Source organism: Mesorhizobium sp. P160219, from assembly GCF_057786095.1.
Genome location: NZ_JBYNWG010000001.1, coordinates 1,151,398 through 1,175,001, shown reverse-complemented (window position 1 = coordinate 1,175,001; position 23,604 = coordinate 1,151,398). Strand labels below are relative to the sequence as shown.

General features: G+C 64.6%; 23 protein-coding genes and 1 tRNA gene. 8 read left to right on the top strand and 16 right to left on the bottom strand.

What is annotated here, in order from left to right:
* Positions 1 to 33: 33 nt before the first annotated feature.
* Positions 34 to 603 (bottom strand): NADPH-dependent FMN reductase, encoded by a 570-nt coding sequence (locus AC3EMP_RS05925; RefSeq protein WP_352652439.1) that lies wholly within the window; start codon positions 601 to 603, stop codon positions 34 to 36.
* A gap of 217 nt (positions 604 to 820) precedes the next feature.
* Here AC3EMP_RS05925 and AC3EMP_RS05920 point away from each other — a divergent pair, with 217 nt between their 5' ends.
* Positions 821 to 2,191, top strand: coding sequence for a cytochrome P450 (locus tag AC3EMP_RS05920; protein WP_352710678.1), 1,371 nt, complete (start codon positions 821 to 823; stop codon positions 2,189 to 2,191).
* A gap of 15 nt (positions 2,192 to 2,206) precedes the next feature.
* Here AC3EMP_RS05920 and AC3EMP_RS05915 read toward each other — a convergent pair whose 3' ends face one another.
* From AC3EMP_RS05915 to AC3EMP_RS05885, 7 genes are all read right to left on the bottom strand, one after another.
* Complete coding sequence (locus AC3EMP_RS05915) at positions 2,207 to 3,187, bottom strand: complex I NDUFA9 subunit family protein (RefSeq protein ID WP_023732640.1); 981 nt, start codon at positions 3,185 to 3,187, stop codon at positions 2,207 to 2,209.
* A gap of 104 nt (positions 3,188 to 3,291) precedes the next feature.
* Complete coding sequence (locus tag AC3EMP_RS05910; protein ID WP_023700422.1) at positions 3,292 to 3,744, bottom strand: DoxX family protein; 453 nt, start codon at positions 3,742 to 3,744, stop codon at positions 3,292 to 3,294.
* Positions 3,745 to 4,073: 329 nt separating this feature from the next.
* The gene (locus AC3EMP_RS05905; protein WP_023739667.1) at positions 4,074 to 5,075 is read right to left on the bottom strand and encodes an Ldh family oxidoreductase; all 1,002 of its coding nucleotides are present in this window, start codon (positions 5,073 to 5,075) and stop codon (positions 4,074 to 4,076) included.
* Between the two features lie 112 nt (positions 5,076 to 5,187).
* Positions 5,188 to 5,997 (bottom strand): ABC transporter permease, encoded by an 810-nt coding sequence (locus AC3EMP_RS05900; RefSeq protein WP_352595002.1) that lies wholly within the window; start codon positions 5,995 to 5,997, stop codon positions 5,188 to 5,190.
* Positions 5,997 to 6,662 (bottom strand): ABC transporter permease, encoded by a 666-nt coding sequence (locus AC3EMP_RS05895; RefSeq protein WP_032891566.1) that lies wholly within the window; start codon positions 6,660 to 6,662, stop codon positions 5,997 to 5,999. The genes AC3EMP_RS05900 and AC3EMP_RS05895 overlap by 1 nt, the downstream gene beginning before the upstream one ends.
* Before the next feature lie 208 nt (positions 6,663 to 6,870).
* Complete coding sequence (locus AC3EMP_RS05890) at positions 6,871 to 7,671, bottom strand: transporter substrate-binding domain-containing protein (RefSeq protein WP_352595004.1); 801 nt, start codon at positions 7,669 to 7,671, stop codon at positions 6,871 to 6,873.
* Between the two features lie 54 nt (positions 7,672 to 7,725).
* Positions 7,726 to 8,541, bottom strand: coding sequence for an ABC transporter ATP-binding protein (locus AC3EMP_RS05885; RefSeq protein ID WP_023693139.1), 816 nt, complete (start codon positions 8,539 to 8,541; stop codon positions 7,726 to 7,728).
* 226 nt (positions 8,542 to 8,767) lie between these two features.
* Here AC3EMP_RS05885 and AC3EMP_RS05880 point away from each other — a divergent pair, with 226 nt between their 5' ends.
* From AC3EMP_RS05880 to AC3EMP_RS05865, 4 genes are all read left to right on the top strand, one after another.
* Positions 8,768 to 9,640, top strand: a complete 873-nt coding sequence (locus tag AC3EMP_RS05880; protein ID WP_352595007.1) for a dimethylarginine dimethylaminohydrolase family protein — start codon at positions 8,768 to 8,770, stop codon at positions 9,638 to 9,640.
* Positions 9,610 to 10,278: a TetR family transcriptional regulator C-terminal domain-containing protein gene (locus AC3EMP_RS05875; protein WP_023725953.1), complete on the top strand. Its 669-nt coding sequence runs from the start codon at positions 9,610 to 9,612 to the stop codon at positions 10,276 to 10,278. The genes AC3EMP_RS05880 and AC3EMP_RS05875 overlap by 31 nt, the downstream gene beginning before the upstream one ends.
* The gene (locus tag AC3EMP_RS05870; RefSeq protein WP_352595010.1) at positions 10,275 to 11,855 is read left to right on the top strand and encodes a 5-guanidino-2-oxopentanoate decarboxylase; all 1,581 of its coding nucleotides are present in this window, start codon (positions 10,275 to 10,277) and stop codon (positions 11,853 to 11,855) included. Before AC3EMP_RS05875 ends, AC3EMP_RS05870 begins: the two co-directional genes overlap by 4 nt.
* 189 nt (positions 11,856 to 12,044) lie before the next feature.
* Positions 12,045 to 12,752, top strand: coding sequence for an SDR family NAD(P)-dependent oxidoreductase (locus AC3EMP_RS05865; RefSeq protein WP_352595013.1), 708 nt, complete (start codon positions 12,045 to 12,047; stop codon positions 12,750 to 12,752).
* 135 nt (positions 12,753 to 12,887) lie between these two features.
* Here AC3EMP_RS05865 and AC3EMP_RS05860 read toward each other — a convergent pair whose 3' ends face one another.
* The 4 genes from AC3EMP_RS05860 to aroA form a co-directional block, all read right to left on the bottom strand.
* The gene (locus tag AC3EMP_RS05860; protein ID WP_352595016.1) at positions 12,888 to 13,709 is read right to left on the bottom strand and encodes an MOSC domain-containing protein; all 822 of its coding nucleotides are present in this window, start codon (positions 13,707 to 13,709) and stop codon (positions 12,888 to 12,890) included.
* 247 nt (positions 13,710 to 13,956) lie between these two features.
* Positions 13,957 to 15,654: a 30S ribosomal protein S1 gene (gene rpsA, locus AC3EMP_RS05855; RefSeq protein ID WP_023671316.1), complete on the bottom strand. Its 1,698-nt coding sequence runs from the start codon at positions 15,652 to 15,654 to the stop codon at positions 13,957 to 13,959.
* A 204-nt stretch (positions 15,655 to 15,858) separates the two neighbouring features.
* Positions 15,859 to 16,503: a (d)CMP kinase gene (cmk, locus tag AC3EMP_RS05850; protein ID WP_352595019.1), complete on the bottom strand. Its 645-nt coding sequence runs from the start codon at positions 16,501 to 16,503 to the stop codon at positions 15,859 to 15,861.
* Between the two features lie 258 nt (positions 16,504 to 16,761).
* Positions 16,762 to 18,120 (bottom strand): 3-phosphoshikimate 1-carboxyvinyltransferase, encoded by a 1,359-nt coding sequence (gene aroA / locus AC3EMP_RS05845; protein WP_023703673.1) that lies wholly within the window; start codon positions 18,118 to 18,120, stop codon positions 16,762 to 16,764.
* A gap of 206 nt (positions 18,121 to 18,326) precedes the next feature.
* On the opposite strand from aroA, the gene AC3EMP_RS05840 reads away from it, so the two are divergent.
* From AC3EMP_RS05840 to AC3EMP_RS05830, 3 genes are all read left to right on the top strand, one after another.
* Positions 18,327 to 18,719: a TIGR02300 family protein gene (locus AC3EMP_RS05840; RefSeq protein ID WP_023683538.1), complete on the top strand. Its 393-nt coding sequence runs from the start codon at positions 18,327 to 18,329 to the stop codon at positions 18,717 to 18,719.
* 173 nt (positions 18,720 to 18,892) lie between these two features.
* Positions 18,893 to 18,968 (top strand) — tRNA-Ala (locus AC3EMP_RS05835).
* 102 nt (positions 18,969 to 19,070) lie between these two features.
* On the top strand, positions 19,071 to 19,460 hold the full coding sequence (locus AC3EMP_RS05830; RefSeq protein WP_023683541.1) for a hypothetical protein: 390 nt from the start codon (positions 19,071 to 19,073) through the stop codon (positions 19,458 to 19,460).
* 50 nt (positions 19,461 to 19,510) lie between these two features.
* On the opposite strand, the gene AC3EMP_RS05825 is transcribed toward AC3EMP_RS05830, so the two are convergent.
* The 4 genes from AC3EMP_RS05825 to AC3EMP_RS05810 are packed head-to-tail and all read right to left on the bottom strand — an operon-like array spanning position 19,511 to position 23,588.
* Positions 19,511 to 20,275 (bottom strand): ABC transporter ATP-binding protein, encoded by a 765-nt coding sequence (locus AC3EMP_RS05825; protein WP_023671311.1) that lies wholly within the window; start codon positions 20,273 to 20,275, stop codon positions 19,511 to 19,513.
* 24 nt (positions 20,276 to 20,299) lie between these two features.
* Positions 20,300 to 21,298 carry an ABC transporter substrate-binding protein gene (locus AC3EMP_RS05820; protein ID WP_023671310.1) on the bottom strand — a complete coding sequence of 333 codons (999 nt, stop codon included), beginning with the start codon at positions 21,296 to 21,298 and terminating at the stop codon, positions 20,300 to 20,302.
* Between the two features lie 40 nt (positions 21,299 to 21,338).
* Positions 21,339 to 22,187 (bottom strand): ABC transporter permease, encoded by an 849-nt coding sequence (locus AC3EMP_RS05815; RefSeq protein WP_023683543.1) that lies wholly within the window; start codon positions 22,185 to 22,187, stop codon positions 21,339 to 21,341.
* Between the two features lie 24 nt (positions 22,188 to 22,211).
* Entirely contained in the window at positions 22,212 to 23,588 is a 1,377-nt protein-coding gene (locus tag AC3EMP_RS05810) for an LLM class flavin-dependent oxidoreductase (RefSeq protein ID WP_023689214.1), read from the bottom strand.
* Positions 23,589 to 23,604 lie beyond the last annotated feature (16 nt).

Genomic DNA, 23,604 nt, shown 5'->3' with positions numbered 1-23,604 from the left:
CTTTATGGCATGAGCAAGCCGGGGCCGGCTGCGTTACGCAGCCCGCATCGGCTTCAGCGCCCCGCTCCAGCGCGAGAGCTCGTCCAGCATGGTCTTGGTCCCACCCTCTACCTGCTCACTAGCCTGGAAGGAGCCGTCGCTCTCCAGCAGTTTCTGATACATCGGCAGCGCGACGCCTTCCGAGATGGGCATGACGCCCACCGCGGTCAGCAGCGGCTTCAGCGCCTGCGCGGCGCGCAGGCCTCCGGAAACCCCGCCATAGCTGAAGATGGCGGCAGGTTTGTATTTCCATTCGCGCGCAAGGTAGTCGATGGCGTTGACGATCGCAGGCGCCACGAAATAATTGTACTCCGGCGCAACGAACACGAAGGCGTCGGCGGCATCAATGACCTTCGACCAGGCTTTGGTGTGGTCGTTCTGGTAATTGCCGAGCCTGGGGTGATGCGGCTCGTCCAGAACCGGCAGATGGAACGTGGCAATGTCGGTCAGCACCGGTTCGAATTTGCCGTGCTCGCGGGCAAAATCCTCCAGCCAGTGGGCGAAGACCGGCCCGGCGCGGCCCGGCCGCGTGCTGCCGATTATGATGTTCAGCTTGTGCTTCAAGCGGACTCTCCTGGGCGATTGGCAGTAGCTGTTGGCAACTGTCACCTATGGCAGAGTGTCCAACCGGACAAGCCGCAACCGTTTCACCGGCGGTCACGATCCGATGAACACACCGTCTGTCGGGCACACCGGGCGCTGCAGCGTTTCAGTTTGCCGTTCGGTCACATGGACGCCCGGATTGCCAGCCACTACATCTGAGCTATCAGCGGAGCACCTCATGGACACGCAGCCCGTCCCCTTCGTGCCGCCGGCGCCCAAGCCGCGCACGACGCCGCCTTCGACGCTGGAGATGATGCGGATCGTCTACCGCAATCCGCTCGAACTGTGGGGCGAGCACACCTACAACGAGCCCTGGATTTCGGCGAATGGCGTCGGCGGGCATCTGATCGTCGCCAACGATCCCGGCCTTATCCGCTACGTGCTGATCGACAACGCCAGGAACTACAAGATGGCGACGGTGCGCCAGATGATCCTGCGACCGATCTTGCGCGACGGGCTGTTGACCGCCGAAGGCGAGGTGTGGAAGCGCTCGCGCAAGGCGATGGCGCCGGTGTTCACGCCGCGGCATATCTTCGGCTTCGCCGAGCCGATGCTGCGCCGCACGATGCAGTTCGTCGCCCGCTATGACGAAGGCGGCATGACCGATGTCGCCCATGACATGACGCTGCTCACCTACGATCTCCTGGCCGAAACGCTGTTTTCGGGCGAGATTGCGGGCGAGCCCGGCAGTTTCGCGCAGGAAATCGACCGCCTGTTCGAAACCATGGGCCGTGTCGATCCGCTCGACCTGTTGCGCGCGCCCGAATGGCTGCCGCGGCTGACCCGCATCCGCGGCCGCAAGACCATGGCGTATTTCCGCAAGATCGTCACCGATACGGTCAAGATGCGCGAGGAGCGGCTGAAGCGCGACCCCGACACCGCGCCGCAGGATTTCCTGACGCTTCTGCTGCGCGCCGAAGGCCCCGACGGGCTGACGCGGGCGGAAGTCGAGGACAACATCATCACCTTCATCGGCGCCGGCCACGAGACCACCGCGCGGGCGCTGGGCTGGACGATCTACTGCCTCGCCGAAGCGCCGTGGGAGCGCGAAAAGGTCGAGCGCGAGATCGATGCCGTGCTGGCGCGCGAACCCGACCCGACGAAATGGCTCGACGCAATGCCGTTCACCCGCGCCGCCTTCGAGGAGGCGCTGCGGCTTTATCCGCCGGCGCCGTCCATCAACCGCGAGCCGATCGAGACGGAGACCTGGAACGATCTGGTGCTCCCCAAGCGCGCGGCCGTACTGGTGATGCCTTGGGTCGTACACCGCCACAGAAAACTGTGGGACATGCCCGACGCCTTCATGCCCGAACGCTTCCATCCGGGAAACCGCGAGAAGATCGACCGCTTCCAGTATCTGCCGTTCGGCGCCGGTCCGCGCATCTGCATCGGCGCCAGCTTCGCCATGCAGGAGGCGATCATTGCGCTGGCCATCATGCTGTCGCGCTTCCGCTTCGACGTGACGGCCGAGACCAAGCCGTGGCCGGTGCAGAAACTGACGACACAGCCGCAAGGCGGCCTGCCGATGCAGGTGACGCGGCGCGTTTAACGGCGCAACGCCTTGTTACGCGATGCCGGCGGGCTTGCGCTGGAACTGGCCTGCGGCGCGGAAGCGCCAGAGATAGCTGGGCAGGATTGTGCCGATAGACTGCGGCTGGATGTCGAGGCCGGCAAGGTTCCGGTTGGCCTTGTTGGCCTCCTCCGACACAATGTTGGGCTGGCGCAGCAGCAGCACCTGGTCCTTGGTCAGCAACGGGTTGGGCAGCAGGCCGAGGATCGAGGCCTGCAGATTGGCCATCCACCACGGCACCGGCACCAGGAGCCGCTTGCGCTCGATGACGGTGAGCAGCTCTTCCATGCACTGCTTGAAGGTGAGCACTTGCGGCCCGCCGAGTTCATAGATCTGGCCGCCCTTGATCTTGCCCTCGACCGAACGCGCCACCGCTTCGGCGACATCGCCGACATAGACCGGCTGGAACTTGGTCTGGCCGCCGCCGATCAGCGGCAGCACCGGCGAATAGCGCGCCATGTCGGCGAAGCGGTTGAAGAAACTGTCCTCGGGTCCGAAATTGATCGACGGTCGGAAGATGACGGCGTCCGGGATCGTCTCCAGGACGGCCTTTTCGCCGAGCGCCTTGGTGCGGGCATAGTCGGACTCGGCGTTGAGGTCGGCGCCAAGCGCCGAAATATGGGTCAGTCCTGCGCCGACCGAGCGCGCGGCTTCGGCGACGGCGCGGGCGCCGAATTCGTGCACGGTGTTGAATTTCTGCCGGCCGCTTTCATGCGGGATGGCGACCAGATTGATGACATGGTCGGCGCCCTGCACGGCGCGGTCGACGGACCAGCGCACGCGCACATTGGCCTGCACCGGCTGGATCTGGCCGACATTGCCGAGCGGCTGCAGATGTCCCGCGAGATCGGGCCGGCGCACCCCCACCCTGATGCGGTAGCCGCGCTTGGCCAGCGCCCGCACGATGTGGCGGCCGACGAAGCCGGAGCCGCCGAAGACGACCACGAGCTTGGGGATCTGCAGGATTTCGGTCATGGCTGGCTCCGGCGCTCGAAAGCTTGGCTGAAGCCGTTTCATAGTCCGTTTTGGGCCAAAGGCAAAGGGTGACGCGTCGTCGCTGCCACCCTCTTATGGACCCTTCAGAACGCCTTGCCGAGGCGCGCGTCGACCGACTGGCGGTTGCCGCCGCGGATAACGAAGAACAGCAGGATCGCCGCCCATAGAAGCGACTTTTCAGCGCCGGAAAAGCCCTGGCCGACAGTGATCCAGTGGAACCAGACGGTGACCAGCAGCACGATCATGCCGGCAAAGGCGGCGGGCCGAGTCAACAGGCCGATGGCGATCAGAATGCCGCCGAAGAATTCGGTGCAGGACAAAAGCAGCGACCAGAACGCGCCGGGATAGAAGCCGAGGCCTTCGACCATCTCGGCGGCGCCGAAAGGGTTGGTGATCTTCTGCGAGCCGTGAATGGTGAGAAACCCGCCGGCGACGACGCGCAGAAGGGTTTCGGCGCCATCATGCAGCGACGAATACAGGCGGCCAAACACCGGAACGATAAGTTTTCCGCGGGAAGCGTCGGTGGTTGCGGACATCGTAGCTCCTGTTGTTGTGACGATCCCTTGCAAACGCCCGATGGTTCCCGGCAAGTCAAGTTAACAAAAGTTAACTTCTGGCATCATGTTTTAGCACACAGAGCACGAACGTAGAAAACCCCGCCGAAGCGGGGTTTTCCGGGTGACGCAACGGTCGAGACAGAGCGCAACGGGGCGGGTAACCTGAGACGGCATACGCCCGCCCGGGCCCTAAACGCATCCGACAGAAGACACCGACCGGGCAAACCCGACCCGGCAGCTATTGGTCGTTGCGATCGGTAGAAAGGTTCAGCCAGGTCGCGTAAAAAATTCGTTGTCGCAGGACTGCTTCAGCCCGAATAGCGCTCGGCGAATTCGGAAATGCGCTGCACCACGGCTTTGGGGGCGTTGATGCCGCGCGCCTGCGCCTTCTCCGCCGCTTCGGCCCGCGCCCGGCCCGGCACGTGCACGCCAAAGCGCCGGCGCAGCCGGTCGAGCTGGTTCTTCATGCGCTGCTCGAAATCCGGGTCGAGCAGCTTGGGCTCGACGGCGAGCACGAACAGGCCGGTTCCGGGGCTGTCCGGTCCGCCGGAGAACCAGGGCGCGTCGAGCGACCAGTTGGCGCCCGACAAGCCAGCCGCCAGCACTTCGACCATCAGCGCGATGTTGGCGCCACGCTGGCCGCCGAAGGCCAGCATGGCGCCCTTCATGGCCGCGGCCGGATCGGTGGTCGGATTGCCGCTGGCGTCCAGCGCCCAGCCTTCGGGGATCTTCTTGCCGTCCTCGGCCGCCTTGCGGATGTTGACGAAGGCGGTGGCGCTCGACGACTGGTCGATGACCAGCGGCGCGCCATCGGCGGCGGGTGCCGCAAACGACATCGGGTTGGTGCAATAGACCGGCTTGACCGAGCCCGAGCCTGCCAGCACCGCCGGCCCGTTGGTGGCGGCGAAGGAGACCAATCCCAGCTGCGCCAGACGCCCAGTGAAATAGCCTAGTGCGCCGCAGGTATAAGCGTTCTTCTGCGAGAAGATGGCGACGCCGAACAGCTTTGCCGCCTTGGCGAGGTCGTCGATGGTGCGGTCGAAGCCGGTATGGGCGAGGCCGCCACGCGCATCGGATTGATAGACGGCGAGCGCCGGCCTGGTGATCACGGGATCGGCATTGCCGTCGATGCGGCCGGCTTCCAGCGCTTCGAGGTAATCGATGAAATGGGTCAGCCCGACGGTCGAAAGCCCTTCCGCCTCGGCGGCAATGATCGAGGCGGTGAGCGACCTCGCCGCCTCCTCATTGGCGCCGGCGCCGAGCGCCGCCATGCGGCACAGTCCTGTTGCCTGGTCGAGAGAGAGTTGCATGGTGCGGACCCGATTGGTGGTGAGTGAGTAGGGAGTAGTCAGTAGGGAGTAGCGAAAGCAAGCGGTTTCCCGGTCATATGCTGACTACTCACTACTGCCTACTCACTATTCCCTAACCCACCTTGTTCGGAATCCGCGCCTCGATCTTGCTGAATGCAAACACCAGTATGCCGGTGATGATCATGTAGATCAGCGCCAAAAGCAGCAAGGGTTCGTAGGTGAGATAGGTGTCCTGCCGGACCTTGGACGAGACGGCGAAGATGTCGATGACGCTGATCGTCGCCACCAACGGCGTCGATTTCAGCTGCAGCACGGTTTCGCCGGTCAGCGTCGGCAGCGCCCGGTAGATGGCTTGCGGCAGCCAGATGCGGCGGAAAATCTTCCAGCGGCTCATGCCGAAGGCGCGGGCGGCTTCCAACTGCCCCTTCGGCACGCCGGCAAAGGCGCCGCGCATCACTTCGCCCTCATAGCCGGCGAAGGACAAGGTCAGCGCCAGCACTCCATAAGGCCAGGCTTGCCTCAGATACGGCCACATCCAGGATTCGCGGATCCAGGGAAATTGCGGAAACAGCGAGCCCAGCCCGTAATAGAGCAGCCATAGCTGGATCAGCAGCGGCGTGCCCCTGATGACGGTGCAGAATGTCCTGGCGGGGGCGGAAAGCCATAACGGGCCGGCGGCCTGCGCCAGCCCGAGCGGCACGGCGAGCAGGAAGCCGAGAAAGCAGGTAACGGCCAGGATCCACAGCGACCGCCAGATGCCGAGAAGCCCCATTTCGTAAAATTGCGGCAGCCAGTCCCAGCGCAAGAAGAAGGCCGCACCGAAAACCAGCGCGATTGCGACCAGGATCAGCACGATGCGATGCGGCTGCAGCCACAGCGACGTGCGCGCGGCAGCGTTGATGATGGTCGCTTCTCCGGCCATCAGCGCGCATCCTTGAGCGACGGCATACCGCGCCGCGACCAGGCCTCGAGGCGGCCGATGAGCAGGTTGGAGACCAGCGACAAGATGAGATAGAGCACGCCCGCGGCGAAAAAGAAGGTGAAATAGGCTTTGGTGACCCCCGCAGCCTGCCGCGTCGCCAGCGCCAGCTCGTAAAAGCCGACGACCGCCAGAAGGGCTGTGTCCTTGGTGGCGATCAGCCACAGATTGGCGAGCCCGGGTATGGCGAAGGGCAGCATCGCCGGCAAGGTGATGCGCCGCAGCATGAGCCCGGGTGACATGCCATAGGCGCGGGCGGCTTCGATCTGGCCCTGCGGTATGGCCAGGATGGCGCCGCGGATCACTTCGGTCGAATAGGCACCCTGGACAAAGCCGAGCACGGCGATGCCCGCGGCAAGGCCGCTGATGTCGACGCGCTGGTAGCCCATTGCCGTCAGCGCCTGGTTGATCAGGTCTGTTCCGGCATAATAGAGCAGCAGGATCAGCACCAGTTCGGGCACGGCGCGCACGATGGTGGTGTAAACCGCCAGCAAGTCGCGTACGACCGGCCCGCCGTAAAGTTTGCCAAAGGCGCCACCGGTGCCGATCAGGAGACCAAGGACCGTGGCGCCGAGCGCGATCTCGATCGAATGGAGCAGCCCAAGCAAGAGCGTGCCGCCCCAGCCCGGCGGATTGGGCGAAAGAAGCTCGATTATGCCGGCCGCCGAGGCCGAAAGAAGTGCGTCGATCAGCGTCGCCCCCGGATTGCTGGCTTCAACCACCGCCGACGGCAGCGTCGGTGGCAGCATGTCTGGGAAAGGTCGGGCAGGAGGGGCATGGCGTTGGCGCCATGCCCCTCAGCTCATGCGAGGATCGTCAGTTCGACTGCGCGCCGCCACCACCGTAAATGTCGAAATCGAAGTATTTCTTCGATATCTCGTCATATTTGCCGTTCGAGCGGATCGCCTTGATGCCGGCGTTGATCTTGGCCTTAAGGTCGGTGTCTTCCTTGCGCACGCCGGCGCCCACACCCGGTCCGAGCACTTCGTCATCGGGAGCCACCATGCCCTTCAGGTCGCAGCAGGCCTTACCCTGGTCCGACTTCAGGAATTCGCCAAGCGCGATGGAATCGGCCTGCACCGCGTCCAGACGGCCGGCGGCAAGATCGTTGTTGGCCTCGTCCTGGGTCTGGTATTCCTTGATCTCGGCAGCCGTTGGGCCGAAATGCTTCTTGGCATAGACGGCATGGACGGTCGACACCTGGACGCCGATGATCTTGCCCTTGAGGTCGTCCGGCGTGGCGCCGAATTTCTGGTCCTTCGGGCCGATGATGGCGGTCGGGGTGTTATAGTACTTGTCCGAGAAGTCGATGGTCTTCTCGCGTTCGGCGGTGATCGACATCGAGGAGACGATGAGGTCGATCTTCTTGGTCGTCAGCGCCGGGATGATGCCGTCCCAGGCGACAGGCGTGATGACGCAGTCGAGCTTCTCCTCGGCGCAGACGGCGTCGATGAACTCGATTTCCCAGCCAACCCATTTGCCGGAAGCGTCCGGCGAGGTGAAGGGCGGATAGGGCTCGGCGGCGACGCCGATCTTGACCGGATCGGCCTTGGCCACGCCCATGGCGGCGACGCCGAGCAGCAGCGCTGCGGCGAATGTTTTCAGAACAGTCTTCATGTCACGACTCCCAGTTTGTTGTTGGTTCCCGGTTTTCTTCCGTCCCGGCTTGTCCTAGCCGATGTTGCGGATGAACTGCTTCAGCCTTTCGGATTTCGGTGCGCCGAATATCTGCTCCGGCGGCCCCTCTTCCTCGACCAGCCCGTTGCAGAGGTAGACGACATGGGTCGCGACCTCGCGGGCGAATTTCATTTCATGCGTGACCAGCACCATGGTGCGGCCCTCGCGCGCCAGGTCGCCGATCACCTTCAGCACCTCGCCAACCAGCTCCGGGTCGAGCGCCGAGGTCGGCTCGTCGAACAGCATGACGCGCGGGTTGATGGCCAGGGCGCGGGCGATCGCCGCGCGCTGCTGCTGACCGCCGGAGAGATAGGCCGGATAGACGTCGCGCTTTTCGGCGAGGCCGACGCGCGCCAAAAGCTTTTCGGCTTCCCTGATCGCCACGTCGCGCCTTACGCCCAGAACATGCACCGGAACCTCGATGACGTTCTCGATCAGCGTCATGTGGCTCCACAGGTTGAAGTTCTGGAACACCATGCCGAGCTTGGCGCGGATGCGTTCGATCTGCCGGCGGTCGGCGGGCACGGTGTGGCCGTGGCTGTCGGCCTTGAGTTTGATCTCCTCGCCATTGACGCGGATGATGCCGCTGGTCGGGTTTTCCAGGCAGTTGATGCAGCGCAGCAGCGTCGACTTGCCGGAACCCGAGCCGCCGATAATGGCGATCACCTCGCCGTCGCGCGCCGACAGCGAAACGCCTTTCAGCACATGCAGCTGGCCGAATTTCTTGTGCAGGTTCTCGACATGGATGGCTTCGGCGGCGCCGTCCTGCGCCTTGCCGGATTGGACTGCGGCGGTTCCCGCCGCGCTCACCGGGGAACCTCTGCCACAGGGTCCACGGCAGATCGTCGAACGTCTATCCGGCTAATCAACATACGCTGTAATGCCCACTCCAGACTTCAGCATGGACCCAACAGCGCGAGCCCGTCAATCCCGCTCATTACGGCACTTGCGGCCTTATTGTGCAAGTGTATAAATAGCCTCCGATGAAATTTCTTCCATTTTTTTCACCCTGAACACGGCATTGAAAAGGGCACCGATGAGCGCTTTCGGATCACAGTCCATGGCGGCGCCGTTGCGGCGCGTGCTGATGCGGTCGGCGGCCAATGCCATGCGCGGTGCCGACCGGGCTACCTGGCACTATGGCCCGGGTTTCGACCCGGCGAAAGCGGCGGCGCAGCACGCGGCTCTCGCTGAGCTGGTGACGGCGTCCGGCGCCGAAATCGAATGGATCGATGACAAGGCCGACGGGCTGTCGGATTCCGTATTCACCCACGATCCGTCACTGATGACCGACCGCGGCGCGCTGATCCTGTCCATGGGCAAGGCATTGCGCGCCAGGGAGCCATCACTGCATGAGGAAACCTACACACGCCTGGGTATTCCCATCCTCGGCCGCGTCGAGGCGCCCGGCCAGGTCGAAGGCGGCGATTGCGTATGGCTGGATAAAAACACGCTGGTAATCGGGCGCGGGGTGCGCTCCAACCAGGAAGGCATACAGCAGGTTTCCAACCTGCTGACGCCGCTCGGCATTTCCGTCTACGGCTTCGATCTGCCGCTGTGGCAGGGCGAGGAGGCGTGCCTGCATCTGATGTCGGTGATCAGCCCGCTGGCCGACGACCTGGCCCTGGTCTATTCACCGCTTTTGCCGGCTCCGTTCTATCAGTTGCTGAAGGCGCGCGGCATCCGGCTGGTGGAAGGCGACGCCGAAGAGTTTGCCGAGTCCAACGGCCTCAGCCTGAACGTGCTGCCGACCAGCCCGCATAAAGTCATTGCCGTCGCCGGCTCTCCCAAGACCAAGGCCGCGATGGAAGCCGCCGGCTGCACGGTTCAAATCTTCGAGGCGGATGCCCTCTGCATCGCCTGCGAAGGTGGGCCGACATGCCTGACGCGGCCCATCCTGCGGCAATGAATGAGCGCCGCAAGTTCCGCCGCGAGGGCGAGGAGCGGCGGCGGCAGGATTTGATCGACGCGACCCTGGACAGCGTGGCCGAACATGGGCTGGAGGGCGCCAGCCTGCGCACCATCGCACTGCGCGCCGGTGTCACCGCCGGGCTGATCCGGCACTATTTCCCCGGCAAGGAAGACTTGCTGCAGGAAGCGTACGCGGCGCTGATGGGCCGCATGACCGAGCAGGCGAAGGCAGCATTGCTCATGGAAGACGCCGCGCCGCGCCAGCGCCTTGCGGCCTTCGTTACCGCCAACCTCAACGCCCCGATCATCGATGCACGCGTGTTTTCGCTCTGGGCAACCTTCATCGGCCGCGCCGGCGCGGATCCGAGCCTGGCTCGCGCCCACCGCGAAGGCTATCTTGGCTTTCGCAACGAGGTGGAAGCAGTCGTTGCCGAAGTGCTCGGCGCCGAGCAGCGCAGGCCAAACGCAAATGAACTGCGCCGCCATGCCATTGCCATTAACGCGATCATCGACGGGCTCTGGATCGAAGGCTGTCTGGCCGCAGAGATGTTCTCGCCTGGCGAATTGGCGGCGATCGGCGTCAAAGCCATAGAGGCCGAGCTCGGCCTCGCGCCGCAAAAGGGAGAGAAGCCATGACCACCATCGGCGAAGCGCTGATCACGCTGCTCGAAGCGCATGGCGTCGACACCGTTTTCGGCATTCCTGGCGTCCACACTGTCGAGCTTTACCGCGGGCTGGCGCGTTCAAAGATACGCCATGTCACGCCGCGTCACGAACAGGGCGCCGGCTTCATGGCCGACGGCTATGCCCGTGCCAGCGGCCGGCCGGGCGTTGCCTTTGTCATCACCGGACCGGGGCTGACCAACACCATCACCGCAATGGGCCAGGCGCGCGCCGATTCGGTGCCGATGCTGGTGATTTCGGGCGTCAACGCGATGCCGACGCTGGGAAAGGGGCTGGGCTTCCTGCACGAACTGCCGGACCAGCGCGGCATGATGGAGAAGGTGGCGCTGTTTTCGCAGCGTGTCACCGAGGCCAGCGAATTGCCGGGCGCTTTGGCGCGGGCCTTCGCGCTGTTTTCGTCGTCGCGGCCGGGCCCCGTCCATATCGAGATCCCGACCGACGTCATGGTCAAACCGGCCGACGGCATCGCTGCTTTGCTCACCAATGCAGCGCCGCCGGCGCCGGATGGCGCGGCCATTGCCGAAGCAGCCAAACTGATCGCAGCCGCGCGCCGGCCGCTGATCCTTGCCGGTGGCGGCGCCAAGCGCGCCGAACAGCCACTGCAGCGCCTGGCCGAGCGGCTCGGCGCACCTGTCGTCCAGACCGCCAATGCGCGCGGTCTGCTGCACGCGCATCCGCTTTGCGTGCCGGCCAGCCCCAGCCTGAAGGCGGTGCGTGCGCTGATGGCAGACGCCGATCTGGTCATCGCTGCCGGCACCGAATTCGGCCCGACCGACTATGACGGTTACAGCGACGGCGGCTTCGTGCTGCCCGCCAACCTGATCCGCATCGATATCGGCGCCGACCAGCTCGCCCGCCGCCCGGTGAGCGTCGGCATCCAGGCCGATTGCGCGGAGGCGCTTGGTGCACTGCTTGGCGCGCTCCACCCTGATCATGCCGCATCGAAGGACGGCGAGAGCCGCGCAGCCGCGTCGAGGAAGGCGGCCTTTGCCGAGCTCAGCCCGGCCTATGCCGCGCAGGTGCGTGCGGTGGAAACCATCCGCGACGCGCTGCCGGGCGCCATAATCGTCGGCGATTCGACGCAGCCGATCTACGCCGCCAACCTTTACTACGACCATGACCGGCCAGGCGGCTGGTTCAATGCCGCCACCGGATTCGGCGCGCTCGGCTACGGACCGCCGGCGGCGATCGGCGCAGCCCTTGCCATGCCCGGCGTGCCGGTGGTCTGCCTCACCGGCGACGGCGGCTTCCAGTTCACCTTGCCGGAGCTGGGCGCGGCGCTCGATGCACCCGCACCGGTCATCTTCGTCGTCTGGAACAACAGAGGCTATCGCGAGATCGAAACGTCGATGCTCGATGTCGGCGTCGAGCCGGTCGGCGTGTCGCCGGCGCCGCCGGATTTCTGCAAGCTGGCCGAGGCCTACGGCATATCAGCCGAACGGCTTGCCGGTACTGCCGGTCTCGCCGATGCGCTCAAACGCGCACGCGCAACCGGACTGCCTCACGTCATCGAAATCACCATCGACTGACGCCTGGCCGCACGCCGTTCGTCCATGCGCGGGTCAAAAGGGGGCGGTCGGCGGCTTCGAGCGATGCAAAGACGCAACAACTGCCATGTCGAGATGGCGGTTGAGTGATCGCGCAAAAGGCGCGACGCTCTGCGTCGGCGCGGCACAACAAGCGACATAATCATAAGAAACGACAGGAGCGGTCATAGGATGACGGAAACACTTCAGGGCAGGCATATCGTGGTGACCGGTGGCACCGGGGCGCTCGGTGCAGCGGTTGTCGGCAAATTGCTGGCCGACGGCGCCATCTGCCATGTGCCCAATGCCCATGCGTCGGCCCCCTCGCATTTCCCCTTCGCGGCCGATGAGCGCGTCAGGCTGGCGCACAATGTCGATCTCGCCGATCCCGCCAAGGTCGATGCCTTCTATGACAGCGTTCCCGAATTGTGGGCCTCCATCCATCTGGCCGGCGGCTTTGCCATGGCCCCCGTCGAGAAAATCGAATCCGCATCCTTTGCCGAAATGATGGACACCAACGCCCGCACCGCCTTTCTGTGCTGCCGCGCGGCAGTGCGCTCCATGCTGGGCTCGAACACAGCGGGCCGCATCGTCAATGTCACGGCACGCGCCGGGCTCGACCCGCGCAGAGGCGCGGGCATGGTCGCCTATACCGCGAGCAAAGCGGCGGTGGCGGCGATGACCGTGGCGATGGCGGAAGAGCTGAAGCACAAAGGCATACTGGTCAACGCGGTAGCGCCCTCGACGCTCGATACGCCGGCCAACCGCGCCGACATGCCGGATTCCGATTTCGGCAAATGGGTCAGCCTCGAAGCCGCCGCCGAGGCAATCGCCTATCTGGCATCACCGGCCAATCTGGCAATGAGCGGAACGCTGGCGCCACTTTACGGCCGCGCCTGAAGTTCCGCCGCGCAGGCGACTCATTTGGTTTGGCTTCCGATGGCGGCCTTTGCCGACCTCGCCTGATCTACAGCGGAGGTTAGCCATTCAATCATGGCGACCGCCGACGCCTCCACGGCATTAGAAGGCCTGCGACTACGTCAGGTTCGAGACGCCCGCTTCCACGACCTCGACTGCGTCGCCGATGGCGATCGCGCCGGCGTTGTTGGGAATCGCATTCTGGCCGAAGATGATGCCGCCCTTGGCGGAGCGGTGGATTTTGCCAAGCGTCTGCAACGGCTCGCGCGGGTCCGGCTGCTCGCCGCTCAACGGATCTCGGGTCGTGATGACGCACCGCGAGCAAGGCTTTGCGATGCGCAACTCGACAGCGCCGATGCGGATCGTCTTCCAGCTGTCTTCGAGCCATGCGCCGTCTGCGTCGACGACGATGTTTGGCCGGAACCGCGCCATCTCGATGGGCCTGGCAAGATGGCTGTTCAGATGGTTCAGCGAGCCTGTCGTGGCGATCAGCAGCGGAAAACCGTCGGCAAAGCCGACGAAATCGCCGGGCTGGCCGAATTCCGCATCGACCGGCCGGTTTTGCGGATCGTCGAAATAGACGAGATCGACGGGCCGGCCAAGAATAGCCGAGAGATAGGCGCCGGCGGCCGGATCGCCCGGCCGCGCGGCAGCCATATCCTTCCAGATCTTGACTTGCCGGAGCGCGGTGCCGGGAGCCGGTGCCTCGACGAAGTGCGAGCCATGCCTGTCATGCTTCAACAGAATGCCCGTTCCGCGATGCTCGACGTCGATCGTCGTCATATCAGGTATCTGGCGAATGGTGAGGAACTGCCCATCCTTGTCGACGACCATCCAACGGCGGTCGCCTTCCATGCCCATTGTCTCGATGTCGGCGCTCGGCACGGCATGGCCGCGCAGGCTCTTGACCGGATAGCGATAGAGTTCGACGACCTTCATCGCGCATGCTTCTCCGTTGCCGAAGGGCCGGACTTCCGTGTTTACGTCTGCAACGACAGCCGAGCCTACAGCCGCGCATGCGGAATTGAAGGGGTTCCGCCGTCTTTGTCTTGTGCCAACCGCGTCGCCGAGCATGAAAAAACCCGCGAGCCTTGCGGCCCGCGGGTCTTCTTGTTCAAGCCGCGCGCGAGGCGCAGCCGAGGTTTACGCTTGCGCGAAGCGACTTACGCGCTGCGCGCGAAGCGGCTTAGCTGCCCTGCTTCTTCAGCGCGGCGCCAAGGATGTCGCCCAGCGAAGCGCCGGAGTCGGTAGAGCCGTACTGTGCGACGGCTTCCTTCTCTTCGGCGATTTCCAGCGCCTTGATCGAGACCTGCAGCTTGCGGGTCTTCTTGTCGAAGGCGATGACGCGGGCGTCCAGCTTCTGGCCGACCGAGAAGCGCTCGGGGCGCTGCTCGTCACGGTCACGGCTGAGGTCGTTGCGCTTGATGAAGGTTTCGATGCCGCTGTCGACCAGCCGCACTTCCAGGCCGCCATCCTTGATGCCGGTGACTTCGCAGGTGACGACCGCGTTCTTGCGCAGTTCGCCTGAAGTCGCGGCTTCGCCGACCGTATCCTTGGCCAGCTGCTTGATGCCGAGCGAGATGCGCTCCTTGTCGATGTCGACGTCGAGCACCTGCGCCTTGACCATGTCGCCGCGATTGTACTCTTCGATGACCTGCTCACCCGGACGGGTCCAGTCGAGGTCCGAGAGGTGCACCATGCCGTCCACGTCGCCTTCAAGGCCGATGAACAGGCCGAACTCGGTCTTGTTCTTGACCTCGCCCTCGACCTGGCTGCCGACCGGATGGCTCGCGGCAAAAGCCTGCCACGGATTCTCGAGCGTCTGCTTGAGGCCGAGCGAGATGCGGCGCTTGGCCGGATCGACCTCGAGCACGACCACGTCGACTTCCTGCGTCGTCGACAGGATCTTGCCGGGGTGCACGTTCTTCTTGGTCCACGACATTTCCGAAACGTGGATGAGGCCTTCGATGCCCGGCTCCAGCTCGACGAACGCGCCGTAGTCGGTGATGTTGGTGACGGTACCCTTGATCTTCTTGCCGATCGGGAACTTGGTGCCGATCTCGGACCACGGATCGCTCTCGAGCTGCTTCATGCCGAGCGAGATGCGGTGGGTTTCCTGGTTGATGCGGATGATCTGCACCTTGACCGTCTGACCGATGTTGAGGATCTCGGTCGGGTGGTTGACGCGGCGCCATGCCATGTCGGTGACATGCAGCAGGCCATCGATGCCGCCGAGGTCGACGAACGCACCGTAATCGGTGATGTTCTTGACGACGCCTTCGACAACCTGGCCTTCTTCGAGGTTCTGCACGATTTCCGAACGCTGTTCGGCGCGGCTTTCCTCGAGCACGGTGCGGCGCGACACAACGATGTTGCCGCGGCGGCGATCCATCTTGAGGATCTCGAAGGGCTGCGGGTTGTGCATCAGCGGGGAGACATCGCGGATCGGGCGGATATCGACCTGGCTGCGCGGCAGAAAGGCCACGGCGCCGTCGAGGTCGACAGTGAAGCCGCCCTTGACCTGGTTGAAGATGACGCCTTCGACGCGCTCACCCTTGGTGAACTTCTCTTCGAGCTTGACCCAGCTCTCTTCGCGGCGGGCCTTGTCGCGCGACAGGACGGCTTCGCCCAGCGCGTTTTCGATGCGCTCAACCATAACCTCGACCGTGTCGCCGACCTTGAGCGTCGAGTCCTTGCCCTTGACGCCGAATTCCTTCAGCGGCACGCGGCCTTCGACCTTGAGGCCGACATCGATGATGGCCATGTCTTTTTCGATCGCCAGGATCGTGCCCTTGACGACCTGACCTTCGCCGGAGTGACCGGTGGTAAATGATTCTTCGAGCAGGCTCGCGAAATCGTCGCGAGTGGGATTTGCAGCTGACATATTTTCTCCTGGAGTGCCCCGCATCTGAAGCGGAACGGGCGCCGTGGGTTAGCGTTGCGTTGGCCTGCCGGCGTTCCGGGCTACAAAAGCCCTGGGCCGCCTAAGCGGCAATTCCGGCGCATGAAGAATGCTGGCAGGCTGGTTCGTGCCCGATATGGGTATTTTCTTCGCTTCCGGCAATCGGTGGAGCGGGAAAACCCTGGATCAGGCTTTGTCTCTCTTAGCCAGGGCGTCGTCGATGATCGCTTTGGCCGCTAGAAACGCGGCCTCTATAGCCATTTCGGAGGTATCAAGCAAGTGCGCGTCCGCCGCCGGCTTCAGCGGCGAGTCGGCGCGGCCCATGTCGCGCTCGTCGCGCCGCACGATATCGGCAAGGATTTCGGCGTAATCGGCAGTGCCGCCAATGCTCTCGATCTCCGCCAGCCGGCGCTGCGCGCGCACCTGCGCGCTCGCCGTCACATAGAGTTTTATGTCGGCATCGGGGCACACGACGGTGCCGATATCGCGCCCGTCGAGCACCGCGCCCGGCGGCGTCCTGGCGAAATCGCGCTGCTTTTCGACCAGGATGCGCCGAACGGTAGGGTAAACCGCTACCTTCGAAGCCGCTTCGCCGACAGCATGCGCCGACAAGACCGCCCGGTCGAGCTTGGCTAGATCGACCTGGCGGGCAGCGGTTTCGGCGGCCGAGACATTGTCGAGCGGCAGCGCGTGCCGGATCAACGCATGGGCGACCGCGCGATAAGTGAGGCCGGTGTCGAGCAGGTTGAGACGGTAGTGGTCGGCCAGCCGGCGGGCCAGCGTGCCCTTGCCGGCGCCGGCCGGGCCGTCGATGGCGATGGTGAAGGTCATTGGCGGGCCAACACGATCGAAAGGCTCGATGAAAAAGACAGACGCCGCGATCCTTCGCGCCCCCCTCTGTCCTGCCGGACATCTCCCCCTCCAGGGGGGAGATCAGAAGCTTCTGCGCCCCACTCTTTCCTGCAATTTCGAGAACTGGCGAAAGCCGCTGTGACGGCCGATCTCCCCCCTTGAGGGGGAGATGTCCGGCAGGACAGAGGGGGGCGCTGTCCCGCCGACATCTCTGCTTGCTTTGCGCTTGGCATCAACCTACCCGATCTCCGCACCGAGCCCCGTCATCAGACCCATGAACTCCGGGAAACTCGTCGCGATCATGGCAGCGTCGTCGATGGTCACCGGCTTTTCCGTTGCCAGCCCCATCACCAGGAAGCTCATGGCGATACGATGGTCGAGATGCGTCTGCACCGTCGTGTCCTGGCCATTGGGATGGCCGCCCAGCCCCTTGCCGCCGGGCTTTCCGCGCACCGCGAGCGAAGCTTCGCCTTCGGTGCAGTCGACGCCGTTGAGCTTCAGCCCATTGGCAACCGCTGCCAGTCGGTCGGATTCCTTCACCCGCAGCTCTTCCAGCCCCTGCATCAACGTCTCGCCCTCGGCGAAGCTCGCGGCAACCGCCAGCACCGGATATTCGTCGATCATCGACGGCGCCCGCTCGGGCGGCACGGTGACGCCCTTGAGCTCGGAGTAGCGCACGCGCAGATCGGCAACATCCTCGCCGCCGGCATTGCGCGGGTTCAAGATGTCGATCTGGCCGCCCATTTCCTGCAACGTTAGAAGCAGGCCGGTGCGGGTGGGGTTCATCAGCACGTTCTCGATGACGATGTCCGAACCCGGCACGATCAGTGCCGCGACCAGCGGGAAGCCGGCCGAGGAGGGGTCGCCGGGCACGGCGATGGTCTGCCCCGTCAATTTGCCCTGGCCCTCGATGAAGATGTGGCGCACGCCGCGCTCGTCGGTCTCGACCGAGAGATTGGCGCCAAATCCCCTAAGCATCTTTTCGGTATGATCGCGCGTCATCACCGGTTCGATCACGGTGGTGATGCCGGGCGTGTTGAGGCCTGCCAGCAGCACGGCCGACTTCACCTGCGCCGAGGCCATCGGCACGCGGTAGGTAATGGGTGCGGCGTGTTTCGGCCCATGCAGCGTGATCGGCATGCGGTCGCCCGGCGTCGCCTTCAGCACCTGCACGCCCATCTGGCGCAAGGGTTCGAGCACGCGGCCCATCGGCCGTCCCGACAGCGATGCGTCGCCGATGAAGGTCGTTTCCATGTCGTAAGTGCCGACGAGGCCCATCGTGAGGCGGGAGCCGGTACCGGCATTGCCGAAATCGAGCGGGCCTTCCGGCTGCAGCAGCGCGCCATTGCCGGTGCCGCGGATCACCCACTCGGCGCCGCGCTTCTCGATATGCGCGCCCATCGCCTTCATGGCGGCCGCCGTGCGCATCACATCCTCGCCTTCGAGCAGGCCGGTGACGCGGGTTTCGCCGGAGGCAAGGCCGCCGAACATCATGGAACGGTGCGAAATCGACTTGTCGCCCGGCACGCGAGCGGTGCCGGAAAGGGCGGATGATTTGCGGGCGGTGGCCGGCTTGGCAGCGGCGGCGTGAGACATGGAATTTCCCTGGACGGAATGCCGGCGCACCGGCGCTTTTCATTTGTTGCGGCGGTCTCGTATCACGGCGGGCACGAATGGTCATCCCCATGGTCGTCGCTTGGCGCGAGGCCTTTCAGTGCTTGGTTTTGCGACGCCGGCTTTTCGCTTTGACAGCGCGGTAAACTGTGGTTAAGGGGACCACTCTTTTACTGACGAGGCTTGACGTGGCAAAAAACGAACTTGGCACAAAGCGTGTCGACCCTGAAACGGGCCGAAAATTCTACGACCTGAACAAGGACCCTATCGTCTCGCCCTATACGGGCAAGACGTATCCGCGTTCCTATTTCGAGGACGGCAAGATCGCCGCCCTCGAAGAGGAAGAGGAAGTGGCCGAGAAGGAAGTGGACGCCGAGGAAGAAGAAGGCGTTGAAGTCGTCTCGCTTGAAGAGGCCGACGAAGACGTCAAGGCCGGCGACGAGCTTCCCGATCTGGGCGACGACGAGGACGATGTCGATCTAGGCGACGATGAGGACGATACTTTCCTTGCCGACGAAGAGGAAGAAGACGACGACGTCGCCGACATGATCGGCGTCGGCGATGACGACGACGAAGTCTAGGAACGCTTCGAACGCATGCATTTAGCGGCGTTGACGGGCTATGACGAAAAAGCGGCCCTCGAAGGCTTGATCTTCAGGGAAGGCGGGGTTAGAAGCCGCCTGCACTAAACGGCGCGGTCCTGAAACCCGCGCCGGACCTCTCGCCGGCAACGGCGACGGCTGACTGCCGGAGTGGGGCCATAGCTCAGTTGGGAGAGCGCTTGAATGGCATTCAAGAGGTCGTCGGTTCGATCCCGATTGGCTCCACCAAACAGTCTCTTTCCGACGCTCGGTTTCGCGGCATTCGTGCTTGTCGCCTGCCAGTCGGCGCCTGAACCATCATCGCCGCCGCCAGCGCCCGCACCTCAGCCCATGGCGCCTGCCGCGATCTCTGCTCCGGATGGTGCGGCGGTCCTCGATCCATCCGTGCGGGTTATGCCGCCCGGCGAAGGCGTCCCGGCCAAGTATGTCGCGTTTTCCGGCATATGGGGCGGACAGCTGGACGGGATGTATGACGGCAAGCTCGCCGTGCTGACGATTACGCGCGGCGGCAATGTCACCGCCACCTATGCCTGGGGCGATGTCGCCGACAACAAACCGGGCGTGGCCGACGGCGAAGGCAAGATTTTCGGCAACACGTTGAAACTGCGGCGCCTTCCCAATGGCGCGGACGTCAGCGCGGTCATTCAGGCGGACGGAACGCTGGCCGTCACCTATGGGCTTGCCGACCGAACCTATACGGGCACGTTCACCAAGCAATAATCGCGAGAGCTAATCTTCCCGGGGGAGCCACGGCTGGCCCCTTCCCTTGATCAGTGCAATCCGAATTCGCGCAGCAATTCTTCACGGTAGCGCACGAAGCGGCTCTCGCTGCGCTCGCGCGGGCGTGGCAGGTCGATGTCGATCAACCGCGCCGCGCCGCCTTTCTCCTTGGGCAGGATCAGCACCCGGTCAGCCAGATAGATCGCCTCCTCCAGATCGTGGGTGACCATCACCATGGTGACGTTCTCCTCGCTCCAGATGCGCGCCAGTTCCTCCTGCATGCCGATCTTGGTCATGGCGTCCAGCGCCCCCAGCGGCTCGTCGAGCAGGAGGATCTCGGGCTGCACGGTGAGCGCCCGGGCGATGCCGACGCGCTGCGCCATGCCGCCGGAAAGCTGGCTCGGAAAAGCATCGGCGAATTCGGCAAGGCCGACCAGGGCGACGTAGAAGCGGGCGCGTTCCTCGGCCTGCCTCTTGGGAACACCGCGCACTTCGAGGCCGAACGCGACATTGCCGAGCACGCTCAGCCAGGGCAGCAGCCGCGGCTCCTGGAAGATCACGGCACGCTCGGCGCCGACGCCATGCACCGGCTGGCCGTCGATCGCGACACCGCCGCTGTCGGCCGCCTCCAGCCCGGCCAGAATACGCAGCAGCGTGGTCTTGCCGGAGCCGCTGGCGCCGACGATGACCAGGCATTCCCCCGAACGAATGTCGAGGTTGAGCGTCCGCAGCACGGCAAGCTGGCGCCCGCCGAGGCTGAAGGATTTGGACAGGTCGCGGATCGAGACCTCTCCGCCACGGTTGGAACCGGCCATCTTGTCTCTCAGCTATTTCAAAGCTCAGTTGATCTTGGTTTCGCCGGGCCGGTACAGGATGTCGGCGGCTTTCAGCTTGCCCTTGGCCAGACGGCCGTCTCGCTCCAGCACGGCGACCCAGAAGTCGATGTCGCGATCGGTCGCCTGCGCACCTTCGCGCAGACCAAAGCCGGTCCAGTAGCGGGCGAGATCGCCGTTTTCGCCGCGCTTGTCGAGGATAGTGGCCAGCACCTTGCGGGCTTCGTCCGGGTTCTGGCGCGACCAGTCCGAGGCGCGCGCCGACTGTTCGACGAAGTTGCGCGCCGCATCCGGGTTGGCGGCAATGAAGTCGCGCCTGAGTACGACGAAGCCGCCGGCGAGTTCGCCGAGCACCTGGGTGTCGTCGAACACGCCGCGCACGCCGCCGTTGGCGACCAGCGCGCCGGCAAAGGTCGCCTGCCAGTAGCCGAGGCCGGCAATGTCGACCTGGCGCGAGCGCAGCGTCTGCTCAAGCTGCGGGCCGGGCACGACAATGAGGTTGGCGGCGGTCGGCGGCAGGCCGACGCTGTGCAGGGCCTCACGCACCGTATAGTCGAGATGAGCGCCGAGCGTGTTGACCGAGATGGTCTTGCCGGCAATGTCGGCGATCGATTTGATCGGGCTGTCTTCCAGCACGTAGAAGACGCTCTTCACATCCTTGTTGATGCCGTTGCTCGGATACGCCGCGACGAAGTCGTTGCCGCCGGAGATCGAGTTGATCACCGCTGCGGTGGCGGCCGAGCCGATGTCGACGCTGCCGGAAGACAGCGCAAACAGCGATTCCGGTCCACCCGAGGAATAGCCGACATTCTCCAGCTCGACGCCGAGCCCTTTGAAGTAGCCGAGCTCGTCGGCCAGCTCGTGCGGGGAGATGCTGCCACGGCTGGCGAGGTAGCGGAACTTGACGGCTGCGGCTTGCGCAAAGGCCAGGCGCGGCAGGCCGGCGGCGATGAGGCCGGCGGCAAGCGGCGCGCCGGCAAGCAGCGAACGGCGGGTGATTTTCATGATCGGGTCCTTGTGAGGTAAACGGTGAGGGGCGGACTGCTCAGTTGACAGGATTGCTCCAGCGACAGAGCCGCCGCTGCAGGGTGACCAACGCCTGGTTGGCGATCAGGCCAAGCCCGGCGAGGATGACGATTGCCGCAAACATCAGCGGGATCTGGAAATTGTACTGCGCGTTCATCACCTGGAAGCCGATGCCCTTGTTGGCACCGATCATCTCGGACGCGATCAGCAGCAGCAGCGCCGTGGTGGCGCTCAGCCGCAAGCCGACGAAGATCGACGGCACGGCGCCCGGCAGTACGACGCGGCGAAACACGGTGAGCCGGCTCGCACCATAGACGCGCGCCATTTCAAGCAGCTTGGGATCGACTTCCTTGACGCCGCTGGTGGTATTGAGCAGCAGCGGAAACAGCGTCGCCCAGAAGATGACGAAGATCTTCGAGGTCTCGCCAAGTCCCAAGAGCAGGATGAACACCGGGTAGAGCGCCAGTGCAGAGGTCTGCCGGAACACCTGCAGGATCGGATCGAGCGCGGTTTCGACCGGGCGCACCTGGCCCATGAACAGGCCGAGCGGAATGGCGACGGCCACGGCTGCGGCAAAGGCGATGCCGGCGCGCTGCAGGCTGATGGCGATGTCGCCGAGCAGGCTGCCGCCGGCAAGCCCCTTCCAGAGCGCTTCGACGATCATGTCGATCGGCGGCAGCACCGCCGCGTTGACCCATCCGACGCTGCTCGCCACCTGCCAGAGCGCCAGGAAGCCGGCAAGCACGCCGTAGCGCTTCAGGAAGCGAACAGCAGCCCGGCCGCCGAGGCGCAGAAAGTCGGTGCCGAGCCCGGTTTCGCCACCACTGCGGCGAACCGTGATTTGCCGATCGATGTGCTGCAACGTCATTGCTTCACCCCTTCGATGCCAAGGTCATTCGGCGGCAAGGACGGTCGAGCGGGCGACGGTCCATGGATTTTCCGGGCGCCTGAGACCGAGATTCTCGCGCAGCGTGCGGCCTTCGTAAGCCGTGCGGAACAGGCCGCGCCGCTGCAGCTCGGGAATGACCAGGTCGACGAAATCGTCGAGCGCGCCGGGCAGCCAGGGCGGCAGGATGTTGAAGCCGTCGGCCGCCTCGCTGGTGAACCATTCCTCCAGCTGATCGGCGACCTGCGTGACGCTGCCGACGATGGTGTAGTGGCCGCGCGCCGTCGCTACCCATTGGTAAAGCTGGCGGATGCTGAAATTGTGCTCGTCGGCAATCTGCCGGATCAGCGCCTGGCGGCTTTTCATGCCTTCGGTTTCCTTGCTCGGCGGCAACGGGCCGTCGAGCGGATAGCCCCTGATGTCGAGCGTCTGGCCGGCCAGCCCGTTGAGCAGGGCGACACCGTCCTCGGGCAGGATAAGGTCGTTAAGCTGTTGGTATTTGGCACGGGCCTCGTCCTCGGTGCGGCCGACGAAGGGCGCGACGCCCGGCATGATCAGCACCTGGTCGGGATCGCGGCCGACTTCAGCCACGCGCGCCTTGATGTCGCGGTAGAATTCCTGCGCCGTCTCGAGCTTCTGATGGGCCGTGAAGATGACCTCGGCCGAGTGCGCGGCAAGCCCACGGCCGTCTTCCGACTGCCCCGCTTGTACGACAACCGGATGTCCTTGCACCGGGCGCGGCACGTTGAGCGGACCCTTGACGCTGAAATGCTCGCCCTTGTGGTCGATGTCGTGCAATCTGTCCTTGTCGTAGAAACGGCCCGACTGCTTGTCGCGGATGAAGGCGTCATCCTCCCAGCTGTCCCACAGCGCCTTGACCGTCTCGACATGCTCATGCGCCCTGGCATAGCGCTCGGCATGGCTGGGCTGGACGTCGCGGTTGAAATTGCGTGCCGTTTCGTCGCCGGCCGAGGTCACCACGTTCCAGCCGGCGCGGCCGTTCGACAACAGGTCGAGCGAAGCGAATTTGCGCGCCAGCGTGTAAGGCTCCTCATAAGTGGTGGACGCCGTTGCGATGAAGCCGAGATGCGTCGTCAGCGGCGCCAGCGCCGCAAACAGCGTCACCGGCTCGAAGCCGGCGATCTTGGCGTTGCCGCCCTCGCGGGCGCCGTGGCCGACGGTCAGGTTGTCGGCCAGGAAATAGGCGTCGAACAGGCCGCGCTCGGCGGTCAGCGCCAGCTTCTTGTGGAACTCGAAATTGGTGGCGCCGTCGGCCGGCGCATCGGGATGACGCCAGGCGGCGATATGCTGCCCGCCGCCGGGCAGGAAAGCGCCGAGCTTGATCTGCCGCGGCCTGCTATCGGACTTGCTGGCTCGAGTCATTGCAGGCGTCCTTCTG